Origin of the sequence: Pantoea sp. MBD-2R, from assembly GCF_039134845.1 — a bacterium.
In the GTDB taxonomy this organism is placed as follows: Bacteria; Pseudomonadota; Gammaproteobacteria; order Enterobacterales; family Enterobacteriaceae; genus Erwinia.
In genome coordinates this window covers 1,660,693-1,680,781 of the sequence record NZ_CP152417.1, presented here as the reverse complement: position 1 = coordinate 1,680,781, position 20,089 = coordinate 1,660,693, and the positions used below count along the sequence as shown (strand labels likewise).

Sequence of the window (20,089 nt, the reverse complement as noted above, 5' to 3'; positions counted from 1 at the left end):
ATTAACGCAGGTTGACCAGGGTATTGAGGATCTGGTCCTGAGTTTTGATGGTCTGGGCGTTAGACTGATAGTTACGCTGTGCCACAATCATGTTCACCAGCTCTTTACTCAGATCGACGTTGGAAGATTCCAGCGCGCCTGCGGTCAGGGTGCCGAGGTTACCGGTTCCGGCGATGCCGACCAGTGCCTGACCAGAAGATGCGGTTGCCGACCAGACGTTGTTACCTTCAGATTTCAGGCCTTCCGGGTTAGCGAAGTTAGCCAGTGCGATCTGACCCAGAGTCTGCGTCTTCTCGTTGGAGTAGTTGCCGACAACGGTACCGTCGTTGTTGATCTGGTAGCTGGTCAGTTCACCGGGTTTGTAACCGTCCTGCGTTGGGTTGCCGAAGGTATCAGTACCGGTGTTCTGCTGCTGGCTGCCCGCCATGTTCAGGGTGAAGCTGCTCGGTGCAGAACCGTTCAGTGACGCCAGGCTGATCGTCTGGGTCGCTGTAGAGGTCAGCTGACCGCTGCTGTTAAAGGTCATGTCGAAGCTGCCAGCCGCCGCGCCGGTGCTGGCGTCAACAGCCTGCACGTTCCAGGTAGTGGTAGGATTCGACGGGTTAGTCGTGGAATCGGTCGCCCCTTTCACGAAGTACAGGTTGACGGTGTGTTCGTTACCCAGCGAGTCATAAGTCGTCATTGACGCTTTGCTGTTATAGGTATCCGTGTTAGTGGAATCGAACGGCGTGGTCGCCGGTACGCTGTCGGTTGAGTTCAGGTTAGCGGTCAGCGCAGCCGTAGTGGTCGCTTTCGCCGCCATTGCGGTCGTCGGAACGCTCAGTGCAACAGGGTTAGCACCGGTCTGAACGGTTGGTGGCGTACCGGTTGCCGGATAGCCAGTCAGCTGCAGGCCGTTGGCATTAACGATGTTGCGGTTTTCGTCCAGGGTGAACTGGCCGTTACGGGTGTAGGTCACCGCGCCGCTGCTGTCGGTCATACGGAAGAAACCAGACTGGCTGATTGCCACGTCCAGCCCACGGCTGGTTGACGTTGTAGTACCGTCGTTAAAGTCCTGAGTAACCGCAGCCACTTTAACGCCCAGACCGACTTTAGAATCAGCGAACATGTCGGCGAAAGAAACGGTCGCGGATTTAAAGCCAACCGTTGCCGAGTTGGCGATGTTGTTGCCGATAACGTCAAGGTTGCTGGACGCGGCGTTTAAGCCACTGACTGCCTGTGAAAATGCCATGTGTAGACTCCTGAAAAGGGGTTAATTAAATAATCTGACGAACATTCGCGACGGTGGTCGTACCCATCGTGCCGAGGTCTAGAACGGCACCGCTAGTGTCGTTAGTCACCCCATTAACCAGTGCATAGTTCAGCGGCTGCGCGACCAGCTGACCGCTGGCGTTGCTGGCGCTGATTGCCACGGAATATTTACCATCTGCAGCGGTTGTACCGTCTGCCGCCGTGCCATCCCATGAGAAGGTGTGCACGCCAGCGCTCAGTGCGCCCAGATTAATGGTCTGTACCACTTTGCCTGAGGCGTCGGTAATCGTTGCCGTAGAGGCGGTTGAAGCCTGCTCCAGACTTACACCGAACGGCGTGGTCTGACCGCTGCCGACCAGTACCTGCGTACCGTCAACCATCACACCGTGACCGATCAGCGTGGAGGCCTGTAGCGACTGCCCGCTGCTGATCTGGCCGGAAATCGATCCCAGCGTGGTATTGAGTTTTTCGATGCCGCTCAGGGTATTGATCTGCGCCAGCTGAGTTGTCAGCTGGCTGTTATCCATTGGATTCGTCGGATCCTGGTTTTTTAACTGCGTGACCAGCAGGGTCAGGAAGTTACTCTGTAAGTCTGCTGCCGACGTATCGGTAGTCGACGACGAAGTAGTAATCGAGGAGTTGTCTAACTTCTCATTAACGCCAACTGTAATGCCCATCAGCCTTTTCCTTATTGACCCAGTGTCAGGGTTTTCATCATCATTTGTTTAACGGTATTCAGGACTTCAACGTTGGCCTGATAACTGCGTGATGCCGACATGGTGTTAACGGTCTCGCCGACGACATCCACGTTTGGCATCTTCACGTAACCTTTTGCGTCCGCCATCGGATTACCCGGTTCGTACACCAGTTTTGCCGGCGTTGGGTCATCAATAACCTGCGCGACCTTTACGCCGCCGGTTGCTGCACCCGGTGCGGCATCGGTCTGGAAAACCACCTGCTTCGCGACATAAGGCTGACCGTCTGGTCCGGTCACGCTGTCGGCGTTAGCCAGGTTACTGGCGGCAACGTTCAGACGCTGTGACTGGGCAGCCATGGCCGAGCCGGAGATGTTAAAAATATTCAGTAAAGACATAACTTATTGCCCCTGTAGCACGGACATCATGCTTTTGATTTGTCCGGTGATAACCGTCAAATCGGTCTGGTATTTCAGGCTGTTGTCCGCGAACTCGGTACGTTCCCGGTCCATATCAACCGTGTTGCCGTCCAGCGAGGGCTGGTCAGGCACTCTGTACATCAAATCCATCGACGCAGGTTCCTGTGATTGTCCCGCGATATGGCGAGATGACGTCACCGCCATCGACATGCCCGCACCCTGCGACCGCCCCTGCTCCATTACCTTGTTCATCTGGCTGGCGAAATCGATATCGCGCGCCTGATAACCTGGGGTATCCGCATTGGCGATATTCGATGCCAGGATTTCCTGCCGCTGGGCACGCAGATTTAACGCTTCTGTGTTAAACCGCAGTGCTGCATCCAGTTTGTCGAGCATGCTTCCTCCGCAATATGAAAATTCAGTGAGGAGAGAATAACCTTCTCGGATTATTCCGATCGTTTGAATAGCGCTAAAAATCGTCGTTAATTTGCGCCTTGACATTGCAGCCCCGTGCGTAGAATTGCTGCCATGTTGTACGGGGGATAAAGCAATGCGTGGTGTGAACTTCTTTCTGATGGGGCTGAGCCTCGTGACGATGTCAGTCAGCGCGGCCGATTTAACCGCTCAGCTCACTGATTTTTTTAAAGCTCGCTATGGGGAAAACGGCACGGGTGCCGATACCCTGACCGTGGTGGTGAAAACGCCGCAGGCGCAGTGGCCCACGTGTGAAGCGCCGCAATTCTCCTTACCGGGCAATAGCCGGATGTGGGGCAACTTAAGCGTGGCCGCAAATTGCGATCGGAACCGTCGCTATATTCAGGTACAGATTCAGGTTACAGGTGATTATCTGGTTGCTGCGCGCATGGTCGCTCGCGGTGCTGCCATTACCGCAGATGATGTGAAAACAGCCCATGGTCGACTGGACACGCTGCCCGCAATGGCCGTGACCTCGATGACCGACGTCGTTGACGCGGTGACGCTGCGGGATATCCCTCCCGGCCAGCCGCTAACAAAGATGATGGTCCGCCAGCCGTGGAAGGTTAAAGCGGGCGATAACGTGAACGTTACCGCCAGCGGCGACGGATTTAACGTGACCAGTGAGGGTCGGGCGATGAATAATGCCACCGCCGCACAGCTGGTCCGGGTAAGATTAAACTCCGGGCAGATTGTCAGCGGCAAAGTAGGCGGGGATGGGAATATTCTTATATCGTTATAAAGCGCTTATAAAGCCCTAAAGATGACCTCATCTCTGCCGATAGTGTAAATAACAGACGCAATACACTTATCTTATTATCAGGCAACAGATCGCCTGAGCATACAGGAGTCAGATATGAGCATCGACAGAACTCAACCGATGAAACCGGCCAGTACGGTACAGCAGCGTGAGACTAACGAGGTTATCACGCCTAAAGCACGTCCGGTCGAGACGAAAACGACTGAATCCGCCGGTACTCAGGTAGTACTGAGTGGTGCACAGTCTCAGTTAACTAAAAACAGCGCGCAGGATATCAACACTGCCCGCGTTGAACAGTTAAAAACCGCCATCAAAAACGGCGAACTGAAAATGGATACCGGCAAAATCGCCGATGCTCTGATTCAGCAAGCTAAAGACTCTATAGAAGGTAAATAAGTCAATGAATAAGCTGCCAGGCGCCCTTGATAAAATGTTGGAAGTACTGACCACACTGGCTGAAGTGATGATGGCAGAGCAGCAGCAGCTGTCAGGTGGCCAGATCAACAGCAGCTTACTTCAACGCATTACCGAAGATAAAAGCTCTCTGCTCGGCACGCTCAATTTTATTGAGCAGCTGCGTCGGGATGCCGATAAAGAAGTGGGTGTTCATGCGCCTTACAGCAATCAGCCCGATCTGGCCCGCCGCTGGGCTGCGATTCAGGAGCAAACCGTAAGATTGCGCGATATGAATCTTCATAACGGTTTGCTGCTCAATCACCAGATCAGCTTTACCGAACAGGCAATTGAAGTGCTGAAACCGCACCATACGCAGAAGTTCTATGGCCCAAACGGTCAGGCGACGTCCAGCAGCTTTATTAGCCGTAAGGTGTAAGCCAGCGCATTACCTGCGCCCCACTTCCTGAACTGCTCCCGAAAAGTTGGTAATCAACTGAGTCAGGAGCAGTTTTTTTATGCTGAATAAACGAAATGCATTAGCCTTATCTCATCCTGCCGGAAAAGAGTTGATTGTAATTAATAATCATTCTCATTATAGTTTGTGTTTTCATTTATAGCACACAGGCAGGTGTTTAATACCATTATGAAAATTGCGTATAAATATTCTTTACTGGCTTCGCTTATTGCATGCAGTCAGGGATTTTCTCTGGCAATGGCCAATGAAAATACAGGGATTAAACAGCAGACCAGTAATAAAGAAAATAGTAACGAACTGGCTGTTACTAATAATAAAAGCAGCAGCGAAAATACGCTGGTCGTCACGGCCAGGGAACAGACATTACAGGCGCCCGGCGTCTCCATTATCGACAGTCAGGCCATTAAAAAGCATCCCATTCAACGTGACGTCGCTGAGATTATTCGCACCATGCCTGGCGTAAATCTTACCGGCAACTCCAACAGCGGTCAGCGCGGTAATAACCGACAAATTGATATTCGTGGCATGGGCCCGGAAAATACCCTCATTCTGGTTGATGGTATGCCGGTCGGCAGCCGTAATTCGGTGCGGTTTGGCTGGAGCGACGAGCGTGATACTCGCGGCGACACCAACTGGGTGCCGCCGGAAATGATCGACCACATTGAGGTTATCCGTGGCCCGGCCGCAGCGCTCTACGGCAATGGCGCAATGGGCGGCGTGGTAAATATTATTACCAAACCGACAACAGATGCCTGGCACGGTAACTTTAATACCTACCTCAATATGCCGGAGCATAAATCTGAGGGCACCACCAAACGTTATAACGCCAGCTTAAGCGGCGCGCTGGCGGATAATCTTACCCTGCGCCTGTATGGCAACTGGAATAAAACGCAGGCAGATGCCCAGGATATAAATGAAAGCCACACCACGCCGCGTATCGGATCCTACGCCGGATCTTATCCTTCAGGTCGCGAAGGCTTTATTAATAAAGATATCCATTCCGCCCTGCGCTGGGAATTTATGCCGCAGCAGGCGCTGGAGCTGGATACCGGCTTTAGCCGTCAGGGCAATCTCTATGCGGGTGATACGCAGAACACCAACAGCAATGCGCTGGTGAAGAAATATTACGGCAAAGAAACAAACGTGCTTTATCGTCAGTCGCTCAGCCTGAAATATACCGGGGCGTGGGATAACGGCGTGACCACCAGCAATTACGTTCAGTTTGAAAAGACGCGTAATACCCGGCTCAATGAGGGATTGTCGGGTGGGATCGCCGGGATCTTCAGCCCCTCTGACGAAGGCTTTTCCACGATTACGCTGTATGACACTAACCTGCATTCAGATGTGAATATTCCCTTCGACCTGTGGGTTAACCAGACGCTAACGCTGGGCGCGGAGATGAATCATCAGGCGATGCGAGATCCCTCGTCGAATACTGAATCTACCACGGCCGGAGGCTCGGTAGAGGGAATTGCTGACTCGGGGCGTAATATCTACAGCTCGGCCGATATCTATGGCCTCTACACCGAAGACAATATTGAACTGACGGATTCAACGCTGCTGACGCCGGGTATCCGTTTTAATCATCAGAGCATCACCGGAAGCAACTGGAGTCCGGCGCTGAATTTATCGCAGGAACTGGGCAGCGATTTCACTTTGAAGCTGGGTATTGCCCGTGCCTGGAAAGCGCCGAACCTGTACCAGACCAATCCTAACTATCTGTTATTCAGTAAAGGCCAGGGCTGCTATGACAGCGCCGGCTACTGCTACCTACAGGGAAACAGCGATCTGAAGGCGGAGACCAGCGTCAATAAAGAGATTGGCATTGAGTATCACCATGAAGAGGTGCAGGCCGGTCTGACCTGGTATCGCAATGACTACCACGATAAAATCGAAGCGGGTTATTCGGCGGAATACACCAACGGCACCTCGGATGTTTATAAGTGGGAAAACGTACCTAAAGCAGTGGTCGAGGGGTTGGAAGGGACGCTTAACTTCCCGATCGCCGGGTCCGTTTCGATGAAAAACAACTTCACTTATATTATCGAAAACCAAAACAAAACCACCGGCGATTACCTGTCGATCATCCCGAAATACACCATCAACTCGACGCTGGACTGGCAGGCCACGAACGATCTCTCCTTGCAGGGAACGCTAACCTGGTACGGCCGCCAGAAGCCGAAAAAATATAACTACAAAGGAGAAGCCACCTCCGGCAGCGAAACCCGGCAGGTTAAGCCTTATGCGCTGGTTGGCGTAAGCGGCACCTATGCCGTGACGAAATATATGGATGTCACTGCCGGTATTGATAACCTGTTCGATAAACGTCACTTCCGTGAAGGCAACGCCCAAAGCACCGGAAACGCGACAACAGGTGCATACCTGTGGGGCGCGGGTGCCAATACCTATAATGAACCGGGCCGCACTTACTATATGGAGCTGGGGCTGCATTTCTGATCCCGAAGCTGGGATCGGTTTGATAAAGCTGCGGGAACCGCTCCGCAGCATTTGAGAAAGAGTAAATGGTGAGAGTGTGTCAATGAGTTACCGGTTAAACCGCAAAAACTGCCGCAATGCTTTACGTCTTGCCGCCTTCTTCTTTACCTTCCTGTTTGCCATAAAGAGTGATGCCAGACCCGATATGACCCCGCTTGGCCCCAATATCGCGGATAAAGGATCCCTTTTTTATCACTTCTCCGTTAACGAATTCGACTCTGCGGATGGCAAAAGGCATTACAAAGTCTGGACCGGCGTGCCCAATAAAACGCCGCCGCCGTCCGGCTTTCCGATCCTTTACCTGCTGGATGGGAATGCGGTGATGGACAGATTATCTGAGCCATTACTGAAGAAACTGTCAGAAAATAATCCACCGGTTATCGTCGCGGTAGGTTATCAGACGGTTGAGCCTTTTGAGCTTAACGCCCGATCGTTTGACTACACGCCACCGGTGACAGCAAGGGGTAAGCAGTGCCAACAGCAGCGCAGCAGAGAGTGCGGCGGCAGTATCATTTTCCAACATCTGCTGGAAGCGACAATCGCACCCGTTGCGGAACGAGGCTTGAACATTGATACACATAAACGTGGGGTTTGGGGACATTCTCTCGGCGGCCTGTATGTGCTTAACGCCTATTTGTCCTCGTCGTTATTTACTGTTTTTTATTCGACCAGTCCGACGTTAAACAGTGAATATGTTGATTTACTTAAAATGCTCGGGGCCGTCAACCGTCAGCAATACGACCACAAGCAGCTCTGGTTTATTGAAGGAAGTCCCGCCTCCAGCAAAAACCCGCAGGCACCCGCTGCGGATGTGCAGGATAAAATCCGCGCTACGCTGTCACTGCTTCACAAGGCTGGACTGCCTGCCGGGTATTGGTCCCATCCTGAACTCACGCATGGCCAGACGTTCAACGCTGGGTTCCAGCAGGCATTGCTGAATATGGCAGAAAATCCCGCCAGCAATGCACCACCGGTTCCCCGGTAAAGCGCGCCTCCGGTTTAGGCTTTTCAGCAGCCACCTCACCAGATAGCCTTTTTCTGATGAGGTGGCAGCAATATTACCGCTTCAGGATAATACCTCTTCAATTCCTTCTTCGATGGTCTGTGCCGCCGCCGTTCGGGATCCCTGGGCCTTGCCCGTACTTTCATGCCACAGACGTGCGTAAAGGCCATCCACTGCCAGCAGTTCAGCGTGCGAGCCATATTCGACGACGCGGCCTGCGGCCATGACGGCGATCCGATCGCATCGACAGGCGGTGGTGAGCCGATGCGCCACCACCAGCGCCGTACGTCCATGCTGACGAGCACCGTCGGCCAGCGAGGTCATTAGCGCCTCTTCAGAAGCGCGGTCCAAACGTGCCGTCGCCTCGTCAAGCAGCAGAACATTCGCATTGGCAAGGTGCGCGCGAGCCAAAGCGATAAGCTGACGCTGCCCTGCCGACAATCCTGCGCCACCGTGACTCACCGGCGTTCTGAATCCCTGCGGCAGCGCTCGCACCGTCGCTAACAGCCCGGCCTGGCGAGCCGCATTTTCCACTTCCCGATCGGTACTCTCCGGCCGCGCATAGCGAATATTCTCCGCGATATCGCCGCTAAACAATGCCACATCCTGCTCGACCAGACCCACCTGGGAACGGTAGTCTGCCAGCGGCATCTCATTAACCGAGCGTCCGCCAACGCGAATTTGGCCTGCTGAAGGAACGTAAAGACCGGCAATCAGTTTAACCATTGTCGACTTGCCCGCGCCGCTGGCTCCGACCACCGCCACGACCGAGCCTGCCGGGATGGAGAGGTTAAGCTTATCCAGCGCTTTCTCGTTGCTGCCCGGGTAATGGAACGTGACCTGATCCAGCGTCAGATCGCCGTGCAGAGGAACAACTGACGACGGAGCCGATGGCTGTACCTGCTCTGCGCCTTCGGTTGCCAGCAATTCATCGATATGCCTGCCGCTGGCCGAGGCCTGCTGGTAAGAATCGACAATGCCGGAGAGCTGCTGAACGGGCCCATAGAACTGCCCAAGCAGCAGGAAGAAGGCTGCCAGCACGCCTGCGGTGAGCTGCCCATCGGCCACGCGGGATGCGCCAACCAGCAGCACCGCAGCGTAAGACGCTTCCGTACAGAACGTCAGGAAAGGGAAGTAGACGGCCAGGTACTTCTGCGCACGCACGCGGGTGGCGCGGAAGCGATCCGACAGCTTACGAAGTTTGGCGGCCTCTGCATCCTGCTGACCATGCGACTGCACCGTACGCAGCCCGGAGACTTTCTCCTGCAGGGTACTGTTCACTTTACCAATCTCTAAGCGGGCCTGCGCATAGGCGGGCGAGCTCAAACGACGGTAAATCAGCGTGGCGATAATGACCACCGGAACCGCACCCAGCGCCACCAGCGCCAGCACCGGATCGAGCCAGAACATCGCAACGGCAATCGCGCCCATGGTAATCAGGCTGGTTGCCGTGCCGGCGAGGCCGTTTTGCAGGAACCGCGCCAGCGCATCGACGTCAACCGTCATGCGGGTTAGTCGGGTATCAGCCTGCTGCTCATGGTAAGGCAGCGCCAGACGTAACAAATGCCCAAAGCTTCGTAAGCGCACCGTATGCTGTACGGTTTCTGCGGCACGCGATGAGATGATGGTCTGCAATGAGTAGCAGCACCAGCCGATCGCGACCAGCAACAGCGCACAGGCAGCGCAAATGCCGATCAGCGTCAGGTTGCCCCCGGCTACGCCCAGGTCGATGCCCCGTTGCAGCAGCACCAGTACGCCAACGCTGGCAGCGGAGTCAATCGCAATCAGCAGAGCAGCAGCAATAAACATCCACATCACCGGCCTGACCAGCGAGGCGACCCGCTTTCCTTTGCCTTCCTGCGCCATTTTTACTGCCCGCTCCGGGACGCGGGTCATGCGTTCACGGAAACCTTCCCGCGCGTTAGCCGTTCCCTCCGCATTTTCATCCGCCGTAGCGGCTTCAGATACCTCTGGTTCCGGCCAGAGTACGGCGGTTGAACGGGCAGATCCTTCGAGGAATTCCCCTGAGCCGGACATCAGCGAGCGGAATGCTGGCGATCGTGCCTCAAGTTCAGCCTGAGTGCCGATATCAGCGACGCGCCCTTCTTCCAGCACCACAATCTTGCTGGCGAGCTGCAAAGTCGAACGACGACGGGCGATCACCATCAGCATATGCTCATCGTCGGCATAGCCACTAAGCGCCGCGTTGATCTCTGCCTCGGTGCCGGCGTCCACCGCCGAGGTAGTGTCGTCAAGGATCAATAAACCCGGCGCCGTAAGCAACGCGCGGGCGAGCGCAAGGCGCTGTCGCTGTCCGCCGGAAAGATTGGTTGCACGTTCGGCAAGCGGCGTTTTAAATCCTTTCGGCAGCGCTGAGATAAACCCGGTCGCGCCAGCCGCATCGGCGGCACGCCGGATGTCCTCTTCGGTCGCTTGCGGATGACCATAGGCAATATTTTCAGCGACCGTACCGGCAAACAGGAAGGTATCTTCAAACACCACGCCAACCGCCCGACGCAGCGCATCCAGCCGCAGTTCGGCGATGTTCTGCCTGCCCTGCTCCGTTTTAAGCCACAGCTTACCGCGGGTGGTATCGTAGAAACGCGCGAGCAGCATCAGCAGGGTTGATTTACCCGAACCCGATGCGCCGACTATCGCCACCGTCTCTCCCGCGCTGATGGAAAAGGACACTTCGTTTAAGACGTCAGCGCCGTTGCCGTAGTTAAATCCGACGCTTTCCAGTTCAAGACCTGTCACCTTACCCGCCACCTGCTCAACGCCATCCTGCATTTGCGGCCTGGTGTCGATCAGGGTGAAAACGCGCTCAACAGAAGCCTGGGTACGCTGCGCAATCACCAGGAACGAGGCGAAGACACGGGTTGGGCCGGTCAGCATGGCGAGGAAACCGGCAAAGGCCACGAAGGTTCCGAGGTCAATCCGTCCGGCCATCACTGACCATCCACCGAAGCCCAGCAGCACGATCTGGCCGAGCACCGGCAGCGCCAGCATCGTCGCGCCCGGCATGGCCTGAGCGATTGCCGAACCAATACGCACGCGCACCATTTTTCGTGACTGGCGATCCAACCACTCCATTTCGCGCAGCTCGGCCACGCAGGATTTAACGATGGCGATCTGCGTCAGTACTTCACGCATGTGCTCTGTCAGGTTAGCGAGCCGGTCGGAAGCCTGACCTGTCTGCGCAAAAACACGACGGCGTGCGCTAAGTGCGGTAAACGCCAGGCCCGCAAGCACAACGACCACGATCAGCGTCATGGGTGGCGACATCCATAACATCACCGCAAGGCCGGCAATGTAATAGGTCAGAACGGCCAGCGGCACCGGGCTCATCTGCAATAGCACGTGCATCTGTTGAAGATCGCTGTTGGTACGTGAAATCACCTGTCCTGTGCGCAGCGCGTCCTGACCGGCGCCATCCAGCTGTTGAATGCTGTCGAAGGCGCGGCCCCGCAAAGTGTGCTGAACCCATAGCGACAGTTCTCCGGCATAGCCGCGGCGCACGTAGTTGCCGATGAAATCGAACAGCGCAATAAACAGCAGCCCGCAGGCGAGCCAGGGCAACCTTGTCGTATCACCGGCTAACGCATCGTTTACCGCCTGTCGGGTCAGTAGTGGCGTTAGCGCGGCGAGGAGAATGGTCGACACCGAAGCAAAGATGACAATCAGGCTTAACTTCTTACGTTCCCAGCACACGCCAGCAAGACGTACAATCCAGCCAGCTGGCTTTGGAGAATGAGCAGTGGGCATCGCGCCTCCTTCATCTGCTAGAGAAAAATTCCTGAGTGCAACCGTTATGCCGTACTCAGGTAAATCGGGTTAATGACTTCAGTGCAGGCTGCCTTTGCTCTTCCTCAGCCGCAGGCAGCCCGTCACTGGCGTAGCGTTGACGGTCAGCGCGTGTTTAGCCTGGCTATCAGAGTGTCAGCCACGTCAGAGGGACTGGCCTGCGCCGCCATTTCTGCTGCAACGTCGGCTGATGCCGTGCGCAGCGAGTGATTATTCAGGAAGGCATTGACCAGATCGCTGGACAATCCTTCCTTGCCGGGAATGATCCCGCAGCCGCGATCCACCACCGCCTTCGCATTTACCGGACGGTCTGCCCCTTCGCCGAAGACAATTTGCGGGATACCGGCGTGCAAAGCGGTCAGCGTATTTCCCGCGCCGCCGTGATGGATAAAGCCATCGGCACCGTTCAGGAATGCGCCCATCGGGATCCAGTCCACCAGCCGCACATTGGCGGGTAATGTCCGCAGGTCAGAACGCGCGTTGGCGGACAGATGTAAAATGATCTCAGCATCCACCTCATCTGCTGAATCCATCACCCATGAAATCAGATCCAGCCCGTCGGCCATCGGCTTAACGGTGCCAAGACTGACCAGCAAGCGCTTGCGGTCTGGCGTCGGTTCCCACCAGTCTTCCCACACGCCGCCGCCGTTATAGGGAACATATTGCATTGGAATTACCGGCTCGCCGTCATTTTGCAAAATGCTCATACTCGGCGGCGTAACGTCAATCCACGCCAAATCGCGCGGGGGAGCGGCAACGCCATGGCGGGCATAGGCGTCGGCCAGCGAGCGGGTTACGCCTTTGATATGCCAGGGCGTGTGGGCAAAGCCCACGGAGTGCATAACCACAGGAATATTATATTTAGCCGCAATTAAAGGGCCGACCACGCCGAGAGGCGGATAGACAATTAAATCCGGCTTCCACTCACCTGCCATTTCCATCAGGCTGTCCGCCATCTCTTCACTGAAGAACGAGAAGTTGCCCATTTTGGTGCCGGCATTGCTCTGTTTGCGCAGCGCTTCCCGCCGCCGGTAATCGGCCTCGGAATCAAATCCAGGCGCGGCATCAAACGCGACCAGACCGGCTTCAGCCGCTTTCTGCGCAAATTTACCCGCGCTGGCAATAACCACTTCATGCCCGTTAACGCGAAAAGCCTGGGCTAGCGAGAACACGGGGTATAAAAGCCCATATAAAGGTGGCCCGACAAAAAGAATACGCATGAGAAAATTCATCTCCTGCCTGACCTGATGAAATTCGATAGCTTACGCAAGCCCCCGCTTGCTGAGGCAGCCACAAATCTCGGGTCAGGCTAATCAGCTAACCGGCACTGAGTCCCCGCAAAATAAACAGGGGGCGCATTATTTAAGACTCAGTAACCGTACCTGACGCAAACTAATCGTTGTTGTTGCGAAGCCGCTGTTGAATACAGACTCCCCTCTCCCAAAATAAATAATAACGTTCAAGCCGCCAGCATTTCGGAATAACGCCACAAAACAGATTGTCATTATTCCCTAATCGCAAAATAGAGGCGACCGGGAGCGCCACATTCTTAGCAGAATGCGCAGGATAAACTATATGGAACAGAGCATCGTTTCTGTCTGTAATACAGAAGCCAACAAGAGAAATAGTTTCGTCCGACAATAGCTCAGCAGAGTGATGTTCCAGCGCCCGCTGATGAAACGATGCCGTTGAAAATCACTGAGTTTGCTATTTACCTGGAGCCTTCCTCGGAGGACTCTGTTTATAACGCTAACACAAATTTAGAAGTAATGTAAATTTTTATAAATAATTCTCATTTGCAACTCATAGCAATAGCCCTTCGTTTCTTGTGACTACTAAATTTAAAAAACCATTCGTTTCCTGCTACTACTAAATCCATATAACCTTTTATTTCGTCATTCATCTAATTTCAATAACTCATTAATCCAGCGTTAATAGGTGCACTTAAAACCTTATATTTCGTAATTCTACTCAATTTTTATAACCCTTTATTTCCTGCATCTACTAAATTTAACAAATCAGATAATTCACTGATAAATTTATATTGAGACTTTCGTCTGTTTTTTTTAACGTGACACCGAATTACGACCATTCTAAAATAACAACACGGTTAATTTACCTTGGCCGTGCTTATCACCTTATCTCTTTCAGGGAATACCAAAATGAGGAACAGCTCGCTCTCCACGCCCCGTGATAACGGTGTTACAGAACGGATATTCGCACAGCTGACTGCACGCGCCTTGCCGGATCTCTCCCGGTTCTGGCACGACGTTGAATCTGTTGGGTTGCCTTTGGTGACCAGGGTTGAAGAGTATGACGACCAGCGCGATGTGACTTTTTTGTGGCGCGCGGATAAGCCGCTACAGGGTGTCTATCTCTTCCTGAATCGTGTTACTGATAAAGACCATGCCGCGCTGGGATACATGACTCACGTAGCAGACAACATCTGGACGCTGACGCTGCGCTTGCCGGCCAGCTACTGCGGCTCATACACCCTTACTGAAATTCCGCCGGGCACGTCATCCGGGCAGCTGGCGCACTTTGGTACTCGCCGCCCGCCGTTTACCGGTCAGGCCGATCCGCTGAATAACATGCCGGGTATTAACGTGGGAGGAGGAACGGAATCCGTGCTGGCCCTGGATCAGGCTCCTGAGCAACGCGAATGGGGCATGACCGCTGCCTGCCAGGGTAAACTTATCACCTCGTACCCTGTTGTCGCCGGTAAACCGCGCCGCGTTCGTCTCTACCTTCCCGACCTGCCCAAATCAACGCCGTTGGGATTACTGGTATTGCCCGATGCCGAAAAATGGTTCGACCATGTCGGCGTGACAAGTGCTATCGACGTGGCGATAAACACCGGCCGTATTGGCCCGATGGCGATACTCGGCATCGATAATCTTGATCAGGCCGATCGCGCGGCCATCCTGGGCGGCGAGAGCCAGCTGGTGATTGATATCGCCCGGCGGCTGGTGCCTCAGGCTCGCGAAGATCACCCCGACAGAACCTGGGCCGGCCGTTCGCAAACCGTACTGTGTGGACAAAGTCTGGGCGGCGTAACCGCACTCATGGCCGCCCTCTGTGCACCGGACATCTTCGGCTGCGTGCTCAGCCACTCTCCTTCCATGTGGTGGTCGCCGGATAAAGAGAAACGTCCGTTTATGTTCACGGCAAGCGCGGCTTCCTGGGTGAGCGAGCAGGTGCTTTCGACACCGCCAAAGGCAGTGCGGATCGCGTTGTGCGTGGGGACGCTGGAAGGGACAACCGTTCCGCATGTGCAGCAGCTGCATCAACGCTTACTGGCAGCGGGCGTGGATAGCGATCTGAAACTCTATACAGGCGGCCATGATATGGCATGGTGGCGAGGCGCGCTTATCGATGGACTCGCCACGCTGTAAAAAGCGGCTGACGGTGCGCCTGTTCTCCTCCGGAGGCAGACGCACTGACGATATATGTACCGGTTTAGCACCAGTTGTACATAACTTATCCCCTGTTTTTGTGGATAAGATCGCCGCCGCCGTATAGCTTACTGCTCATTATATCGCCGTGGTTCGTGCGAAGTCCCGGACGCGGAATCCCAGGATGGCCAGTACGGCAAAATAAACGCCACCACCGGCCGCACACACCGCAGCCAGTCGCAGCAGGCGTTCCAGCATATTGCCCTGCGCCCAGTCAGGCATCAGCCACAGCGCGCCAACCAGCGCCGCCGCCATCGCCACGACGGCAAAAATCAAACGCAGCAGGAAACTGAACCAGCCAGGCTGAGGCTGGAAAATTTTCTGTTTACGCAGCTGCCAGTAAAGCAGCGAAGCGTTAAGGCAGGCCGCCAGACCAATGGAAAGCGAAAGTCCCGCGTGCTTCAGCGGACCGATAAACGCCAGATTCATTAGCTGCGTCATCAGCAGGGTAATAATGGCGATTTTCACCGGCGTTTTGATGTCCTGACGTGAATAGAAGCCCGGCGCCAGGATTTTCACCACGATCAGCCCCATCAGCCCGACGGAATAAGCCACCAGCGCGCGCTGCGTCATTGAGGCATCGAACGCGGTAAATTTCCCGTACTGGAACAGCGCCACCGTGAGCGGCTTTGCCAAAATTCCCAGCGCGACGGCGCTCGGTAGCGCCAGCACGAAGCAAAGGCGCAGACCCCAGTCCATCAGGCGGTTATATTCTTCATGATTGCCACTGGCAAAGCTTTTCGCCAGCGACGGCAGCAGAATGGTTCCCAGCGCCACACCCAGCACGCCGGACGGAAACTCCATCAGGCGATCCGCATAGTACATCCAGGAGACCGAGCCGGAGACGAGGAAAGAGGCGAAAATGGTATTGATGATCAATGAAATCTGGCTGACCGACACGCCAAGAATCGCCGGGCCCATCTGACGCATCACCCGCCATACGCCAGCATCTTTCAGGTTCAGACGAGGCAGAACCAGCATCCCGATTTTTTTCAAGTGCGGTAGCTGATAGCCCAGCTGCAATACGCCACCGGCCACCACGGCCCAGGCCAGCGCCATGACCGGCGGATGGAAATGGGGTGCGGCAAACAGCGCAAAGCCAATCATGCTGATATTAAGCAGCGTAGGTGCAAACGCCGGAACGGAAAAACGGTTCCAGGTATTGAGGATCGCGCCCACCAGTGAAGCCAGCGAGATCAGCAGAATATAAGGAAAGGTCACGCGCAGCAGCGCTGAGGTGAGCGCAAATTTATCCGCGGTATCCGCAAAACCTGGCGCAGTGACCAAAATGACCCAGGGCGCGGCAAACATGCCAAGAACGGTGATGATCGCCAGCGCCAGCGTCAGCAGGCCCGATACGTAAGCGATAAAAACGCGCGTGGCTTCTTCGCCCTGCTTGCTTTTGTACTCGGCGAGGATCGGCACAAAGGCCTGGGAAAAGGCGCCTTCGGCAAAAATACGACGTAACAGGTTAGGCAATTTGAAGGCGACAAAGAAGGCATCGGTGGCCATCCCTGCGCCAAAAACTCTCGCCACAATGGCGTCGCGTGCAAAGCCCAGCACGCGAGAAAACAGGGTCATAGAGCTGACCGCTGCCAGTGATTTCAACAGGTTCATGGTCTTCCTGAGTATGCTATGAGGTGGCGCGGGCCACGGTTATCGCCTGATAGCCGTCAGTGGCGGTGCAGGAACCGGCATAGTCTACTGATATGAAATGAAATAACCACACCCGATTGTTACAGCATTATTCCCGATCGCTGTCGCGCCAGAGCTTTTCCACAATGCGCTGCGCCAGCAGTGCCGCTTCGCCTGACGTTTGCGGCATAGTCTGATTTTTTACGCAGTCGATGAAATGGTGAGCCGCACCGACAAAGCCTCGCTGCTCCAGCGTACTTTGCCAGCCGGGGACGGCATCAATAATGACCTTGCCCGCCGTTTCCTGACGCAAATCCCGCATATCATCCACCTGCCAGACGCTGCCGTCGGCAATCGCCGTCACCGTTTCACGCTGCGTTCCGGCACGACGGTGCATGCTGGTGGTGATTTGCAGGCTGGCCTCGCTGAAGTGGTGTTCGGCATACAGCATTTCACCCACCTCATTGGTGAGCAGCGTACCGCTTTGTAGCCGTCCTTTGCCGCCGCTGAGCCACAGTGCGGTATCCACGACATGTAGATAATCATCAAGCAGGGTGAAAAACAGATCGTGCGGCCCCACGCTGTCACAGCGATGCTTATCCATACGCAGCGAGGCAAGGCTCCCGGCTGCCGCCTTAAGTTGCAAATAGCGTGGCGCAAAGCGGCGATTAAACGCCACCATCAGCCTGCGTCCCCGGCGGTGGGCCAGTTCGGTCAGCTGTTCCGCCTCGGCCAGCGTTGCCGCCAGCGGTTTATCGACGCAGACATCTTTTCCCGCCAGCAGAATCTGCCTGACAATGCTGAAATGACTGGCAGTTGAGGTATGAACGAACAGCGCATCGCTGGCGTCAATCAGCTGATCCAGCGAGGAAAACAGCGGAATGCGATAGCTGTCGCAAACCGTCCGGGCTTTTTGTTGATTAGGGGAAAAAGCCCCGGCAATCTGCCAGCCCGCCGTTTGTGTAAGCACCGGCAGCCAGGCTTTTTGGGCGATGCTGCCCAGACCGACAATGCCTATCCGTAATGCCGTCATCGTCAGACTCCTTCCAGCAACCGTGCCAGCTGCTGCTGCATTTCTGCCACCTGCTGCTCCAGCGCCGCAACCCTTTCACTCAGTTCACTGCTCTCCTCGCCGCTCACCTCAGCAGGAAACGCGGCTTCATCCACATCACCGCTGAACAGATGCATATAACGGCTTTCACGCTTGCCCGGCTCGCGCGCCAGCCTGACCACAAAAGGGCCATCCTCGCGCGAAGCTAATCCTTCCAGCGTTTTTTCGACCTCGGTCATATCGGCAAATTCATGTAACCGACCGCTGCGGGTACGAAGCTCGCCCGGCGTTTGCGCGCCGCGCAGCAGCAAGGTAGCAATCAGGGAAAACTCAGCGGGCGACAGCTTCAGCTGACCAAATTCACTGTTGCAGAAACGGTGCTCATATTTCACCACGCGATTACCGAACCCGCTTTGCGTAGTCACCAGATGTTTTTTCGCCAGCCTGTCCAGCGCGTCCTGTACGGCGCTGTCGCTTAACGATAAAACCGGCTCGCGGTTGGATTTCTGGTTGCTGGCGGTGACAACGCCATTGAGTGACATAGGATATTGATCGGGCGTTGTGACCTGCTTTTCCAGCAGGCAGCCAATGATGCGTGCCTCAACGGGCGAAAGAAGAATTTTCATTACAGGGATCCACGTCGTTCGGGTGTCCACTCTTTGGCGGTGAGCGCGGTCAGCACATGATCCTGCCAGCGGCCGTCAATGAGCAGATAATCGCGGGCGTAGCCCTCTTTTTCAAAACCGAGCCGCGCCAGTAAGTTGCCGCTGCGCTGATTATGCGGCATGTAGTTTGCCATAATACGGTGAATACGCTGCTGACGCTGCATATAGCGGATCGCCGATTGCAGCGCCTCAAACATCATTCCCTGCCCCTGCCACTTTTCGCCGAGCGAATATCCCAGATAGCAGGCATGAAACGAGCCGCGCACGACATTGCTGAAATTCGCCACGCCACGCACTTCGTTCTCATCAGGATCCATCACCGCAAAATAGTAAGCATTGCCCTGCCTGTGCATATCAGCGATCAGGCCGAGCCTCGCCTGCCAGCCTGACGGATAGCAGTGGCTTTCATCGCGGATCGGTTCCCACGGCTTTAAAAAAGCGCGGTTTTCTGCGTAATAATCAGCCAGACGCCAGGCATCACGCTCGTGAACCAGTCGTATCACTAACCTGTCGGTGGTCAGGCGTACTTTTGAGGCTGCGGAACGATAGCCAAACATCTTTTCTCCTGAATCTGGCCTGAGTCAAAAATTTTGCGGCTCCGGTTAAAGGTCGATTTACCGCCGATCCTTCACAGAGCCTGCGTCATTTCACTATAACCGCCCGCGCACAACTGGGGAAAATAATGCGGATAATATTTCAGAAATCGTCAATCTCTTCCATACTTCCTTAATACATTCAGAAGATTGATGGCAACTGCCATCAGCTTTATCGCTGTAAGGAGGCGTTCTTGAAACTATTTATTTACGATCACTGCCCATTCTGTGTGAAAGCCCGAATGATTTTTGGTCTGAAGAATCTGCCTGTTGAACTGGTCGTGATGCTGAACGATGACGAAGCGACACCTACCAAGCTGATCGGCCAGAAAATGGCCCCGATCCTGATGAAAGAAGATGGCAGCTGCATGCCGGAGAGTCTGGACATTGTGCAGTATGTTGACAAAAGCGATGGTGAACCGCTGCTGACCGGCAAAACCAATCCGGCCATCACCGACTGGCTGCGTCATATCAACGGCTATTTGAATAAGCTGCTGCTGCCGAGGATTGCCGCTGCGCCTTTTGCCGAATTCGCCACGCCGGAAGCTCGCAGTTACTTCCGCAACAAAAAGGAAGCCAATGCGGGCAGCTTTGAAGAGCTGAAACAGCACTCTGAAGGCTTTATCAAAAATGTTAACGACGATCTGCGCAAGCTCGATAAGCTGATTGTGAAGCCCAATGCGGTGAACGGCGAGCTGTCGCTCGATGATATTCATCTGTTTCCGGTGCTGCGCTCCCTGACGCTGGTGGCCGGGGTGGAATATCCAGGCCGCGTTGCTGACTATCGCGATAATATGGCGAAACAGACGCAGATTAACCTGCTCTCTTCCGTCGCGGCCTGATCGTTCCTGCCCGATGACGAGCCCGGTTTCTGCCGGGCTCGCTTTATTTCGACACATAATTCCCCTTCTCTTTAC

The 20,089-nt window shown here is 54.9% G+C and carries 17 protein-coding genes; 7 read left to right on the top strand and 10 right to left on the bottom strand.

Going from position 1 to position 20,089, the window contains the following annotated elements; translation table 11 throughout:
* Window position 1 precedes the first annotated feature (1 nt).
* From flgE to flgB, 4 genes are read right to left on the bottom strand one after another with little or no spacing between them, the layout of a single operon-like run.
* A complete protein-coding gene (gene flgE, locus AAGQ96_RS07800) occupies window positions 2–1,231 on the bottom strand; it encodes a flagellar hook protein FlgE (protein WP_147196891.1) in 1,230 nt (409 codons plus the stop codon).
* A gap of 25 nt (window positions 1,232–1,256) precedes the next feature.
* On the bottom strand, window positions 1,257–1,928 hold the full coding sequence (gene flgD, locus AAGQ96_RS07795; protein WP_147196889.1) for a flagellar hook assembly protein FlgD: 672 nt from the start codon (window positions 1,926–1,928) through the stop codon (window positions 1,257–1,259).
* Between the two features lie 11 nt (window positions 1,929–1,939).
* Window positions 1,940–2,344, bottom strand: a complete 405-nt coding sequence (gene flgC, locus AAGQ96_RS07790; RefSeq protein ID WP_147196887.1) for a flagellar basal body rod protein FlgC — start codon at window positions 2,342–2,344, stop codon at window positions 1,940–1,942.
* A gap of 3 nt (window positions 2,345–2,347) precedes the next feature.
* A complete protein-coding gene (gene flgB / locus AAGQ96_RS07785; protein WP_147196885.1) occupies window positions 2,348–2,761 on the bottom strand; it encodes a flagellar basal body rod protein FlgB in 414 nt (137 codons plus the stop codon).
* A 154-nt stretch (window positions 2,762–2,915) separates the two neighbouring features.
* Between flgB and flgA the strand changes: the two genes are divergently transcribed.
* The 5 genes from flgA to AAGQ96_RS07760 all read left to right on the top strand — a co-directional run bounded on the left by flgA (window position 2,916) and on the right by AAGQ96_RS07760 (window position 7,951).
* Window positions 2,916–3,581, top strand: coding sequence for a flagellar basal body P-ring formation chaperone FlgA (gene flgA, locus AAGQ96_RS07780; RefSeq protein WP_342755204.1), 666 nt, complete (start codon window positions 2,916–2,918; stop codon window positions 3,579–3,581).
* 114 nt (window positions 3,582–3,695) lie between these two features.
* Complete coding sequence (gene flgM, locus AAGQ96_RS07775) at window positions 3,696–3,995, top strand: flagellar biosynthesis anti-sigma factor FlgM (protein WP_147196881.1); 300 nt, start codon at window positions 3,696–3,698, stop codon at window positions 3,993–3,995.
* 4 nt (window positions 3,996–3,999) lie between these two features.
* A complete protein-coding gene (flgN, locus tag AAGQ96_RS07770) occupies window positions 4,000–4,431 on the top strand; it encodes a flagellar export chaperone FlgN (protein WP_147196878.1) in 432 nt (143 codons plus the stop codon).
* 207 nt (window positions 4,432–4,638) lie between these two features.
* On the top strand, window positions 4,639–6,927 hold the full coding sequence (locus AAGQ96_RS07765; protein ID WP_147196876.1) for a TonB-dependent siderophore receptor: 2,289 nt from the start codon (window positions 4,639–4,641) through the stop codon (window positions 6,925–6,927).
* 82 nt (window positions 6,928–7,009) lie between these two features.
* Window positions 7,010–7,951, top strand: coding sequence for an alpha/beta hydrolase-fold protein (locus tag AAGQ96_RS07760; protein ID WP_342755203.1), 942 nt, complete (start codon window positions 7,010–7,012; stop codon window positions 7,949–7,951).
* Between the two features lie 81 nt (window positions 7,952–8,032).
* On the opposite strand, the gene iroC is transcribed toward AAGQ96_RS07760, so the two are convergent.
* Window positions 8,033–11,734, bottom strand: a complete 3,702-nt coding sequence (gene iroC, locus AAGQ96_RS07755; RefSeq protein WP_342755202.1) for a salmochelin/enterobactin export ABC transporter IroC — start codon at window positions 11,732–11,734, stop codon at window positions 8,033–8,035.
* A gap of 143 nt (window positions 11,735–11,877) precedes the next feature.
* On the bottom strand, window positions 11,878–12,993 hold the full coding sequence (locus tag AAGQ96_RS07750) for a glycosyltransferase (RefSeq protein ID WP_342755201.1): 1,116 nt from the start codon (window positions 12,991–12,993) through the stop codon (window positions 11,878–11,880).
* A gap of 942 nt (window positions 12,994–13,935) precedes the next feature.
* Here AAGQ96_RS07750 and AAGQ96_RS07745 point away from each other — a divergent pair.
* Window positions 13,936–15,168, top strand: coding sequence for an alpha/beta hydrolase-fold protein (locus AAGQ96_RS07745; RefSeq protein ID WP_342755199.1), 1,233 nt, complete (start codon window positions 13,936–13,938; stop codon window positions 15,166–15,168).
* 138 nt (window positions 15,169–15,306) lie between these two features.
* Here the strand turns inward: AAGQ96_RS07745 and murJ are convergent, their stop codons facing one another.
* The 4 genes from murJ to rimJ all read right to left on the bottom strand — a co-directional run bounded on the left by murJ (window position 15,307) and on the right by rimJ (window position 19,136).
* Window positions 15,307–16,845, bottom strand: a complete 1,539-nt coding sequence (gene murJ, locus AAGQ96_RS07740; protein WP_147196865.1) for a murein biosynthesis integral membrane protein MurJ — start codon at window positions 16,843–16,845, stop codon at window positions 15,307–15,309.
* Between the two features lie 127 nt (window positions 16,846–16,972).
* The gene (locus tag AAGQ96_RS07735) at window positions 16,973–17,896 is read right to left on the bottom strand and encodes a Gfo/Idh/MocA family oxidoreductase (RefSeq protein ID WP_342755198.1); all 924 of its coding nucleotides are present in this window, start codon (window positions 17,894–17,896) and stop codon (window positions 16,973–16,975) included.
* A gap of 2 nt (window positions 17,897–17,898) precedes the next feature.
* The gene (locus tag AAGQ96_RS07730) at window positions 17,899–18,540 is read right to left on the bottom strand and encodes a DUF480 domain-containing protein (RefSeq protein WP_147196860.1); all 642 of its coding nucleotides are present in this window, start codon (window positions 18,538–18,540) and stop codon (window positions 17,899–17,901) included.
* Window positions 18,540–19,136, bottom strand: coding sequence for a ribosomal protein S5-alanine N-acetyltransferase (rimJ, locus tag AAGQ96_RS07725; protein WP_342755197.1), 597 nt, complete (start codon window positions 19,134–19,136; stop codon window positions 18,540–18,542). Before rimJ ends, AAGQ96_RS07730 begins: the two co-directional genes overlap by 1 nt.
* A gap of 230 nt (window positions 19,137–19,366) precedes the next feature.
* Here rimJ and grxB point away from each other — a divergent pair, with 230 nt between their 5' ends.
* Window positions 19,367–20,014 carry a glutaredoxin 2 gene (grxB, locus tag AAGQ96_RS07720; protein WP_342755196.1) on the top strand — a complete coding sequence of 216 codons (648 nt, stop codon included), beginning with the start codon at window positions 19,367–19,369 and terminating at the stop codon, window positions 20,012–20,014.
* The last annotated feature ends 75 nt before the right edge of the window (window positions 20,015–20,089 follow it).

What these genes read in the sequence shown, in the direction of transcription:
- iroC (WP_342755202.1), bottom strand. Translation starts at nt 11,734, where the DNA reads ATGCCCACTGCTCATTCTCCAAAGCCAGCTGGCTGGATTGTACGTCTT.
- flgE (WP_147196891.1), bottom strand. Translation starts at nt 1,231, where the DNA reads ATGGCATTTTCACAGGCAGTCAGTGGCTTAAACGCCGCGTCCAGCAAC.
- AAGQ96_RS07765 (WP_147196876.1), top strand. Translation starts at nt 4,639, where the DNA reads ATGAAAATTGCGTATAAATATTCTTTACTGGCTTCGCTTATTGCATGC.
- flgB (WP_147196885.1), bottom strand. Translation starts at nt 2,761, where the DNA reads ATGCTCGACAAACTGGATGCAGCACTGCGGTTTAACACAGAAGCGTTA.
- murJ (WP_147196865.1), bottom strand. Translation starts at nt 16,845, where the DNA reads ATGAACCTGTTGAAATCACTGGCAGCGGTCAGCTCTATGACCCTGTTT.
- rimJ (WP_342755197.1), bottom strand. Translation starts at nt 19,136, where the DNA reads ATGTTTGGCTATCGTTCCGCAGCCTCAAAAGTACGCCTGACCACCGAC.
- AAGQ96_RS07745 (WP_342755199.1), top strand. Translation starts at nt 13,936, where the DNA reads ATGAGGAACAGCTCGCTCTCCACGCCCCGTGATAACGGTGTTACAGAA.
- AAGQ96_RS07735 (WP_342755198.1), bottom strand. Translation starts at nt 17,896, where the DNA reads ATGACGGCATTACGGATAGGCATTGTCGGTCTGGGCAGCATCGCCCAA.
- flgM (WP_147196881.1), top strand. Translation starts at nt 3,696, where the DNA reads ATGAGCATCGACAGAACTCAACCGATGAAACCGGCCAGTACGGTACAG.
- AAGQ96_RS07730 (WP_147196860.1), bottom strand. Translation starts at nt 18,540, where the DNA reads ATGAAAATTCTTCTTTCGCCCGTTGAGGCACGCATCATTGGCTGCCTG.
- flgC (WP_147196887.1), bottom strand. Translation starts at nt 2,344, where the DNA reads ATGTCTTTACTGAATATTTTTAACATCTCCGGCTCGGCCATGGCTGCC.
- flgA (WP_342755204.1), top strand. Translation starts at nt 2,916, where the DNA reads ATGCGTGGTGTGAACTTCTTTCTGATGGGGCTGAGCCTCGTGACGATG.
- flgN (WP_147196878.1), top strand. Translation starts at nt 4,000, where the DNA reads ATGAATAAGCTGCCAGGCGCCCTTGATAAAATGTTGGAAGTACTGACC.
- AAGQ96_RS07760 (WP_342755203.1), top strand. Translation starts at nt 7,010, where the DNA reads ATGAGTTACCGGTTAAACCGCAAAAACTGCCGCAATGCTTTACGTCTT.
- AAGQ96_RS07750 (WP_342755201.1), bottom strand. Translation starts at nt 12,993, where the DNA reads ATGCGTATTCTTTTTGTCGGGCCACCTTTATATGGGCTTTTATACCCC.
- flgD (WP_147196889.1), bottom strand. Translation starts at nt 1,928, where the DNA reads ATGGGCATTACAGTTGGCGTTAATGAGAAGTTAGACAACTCCTCGATT.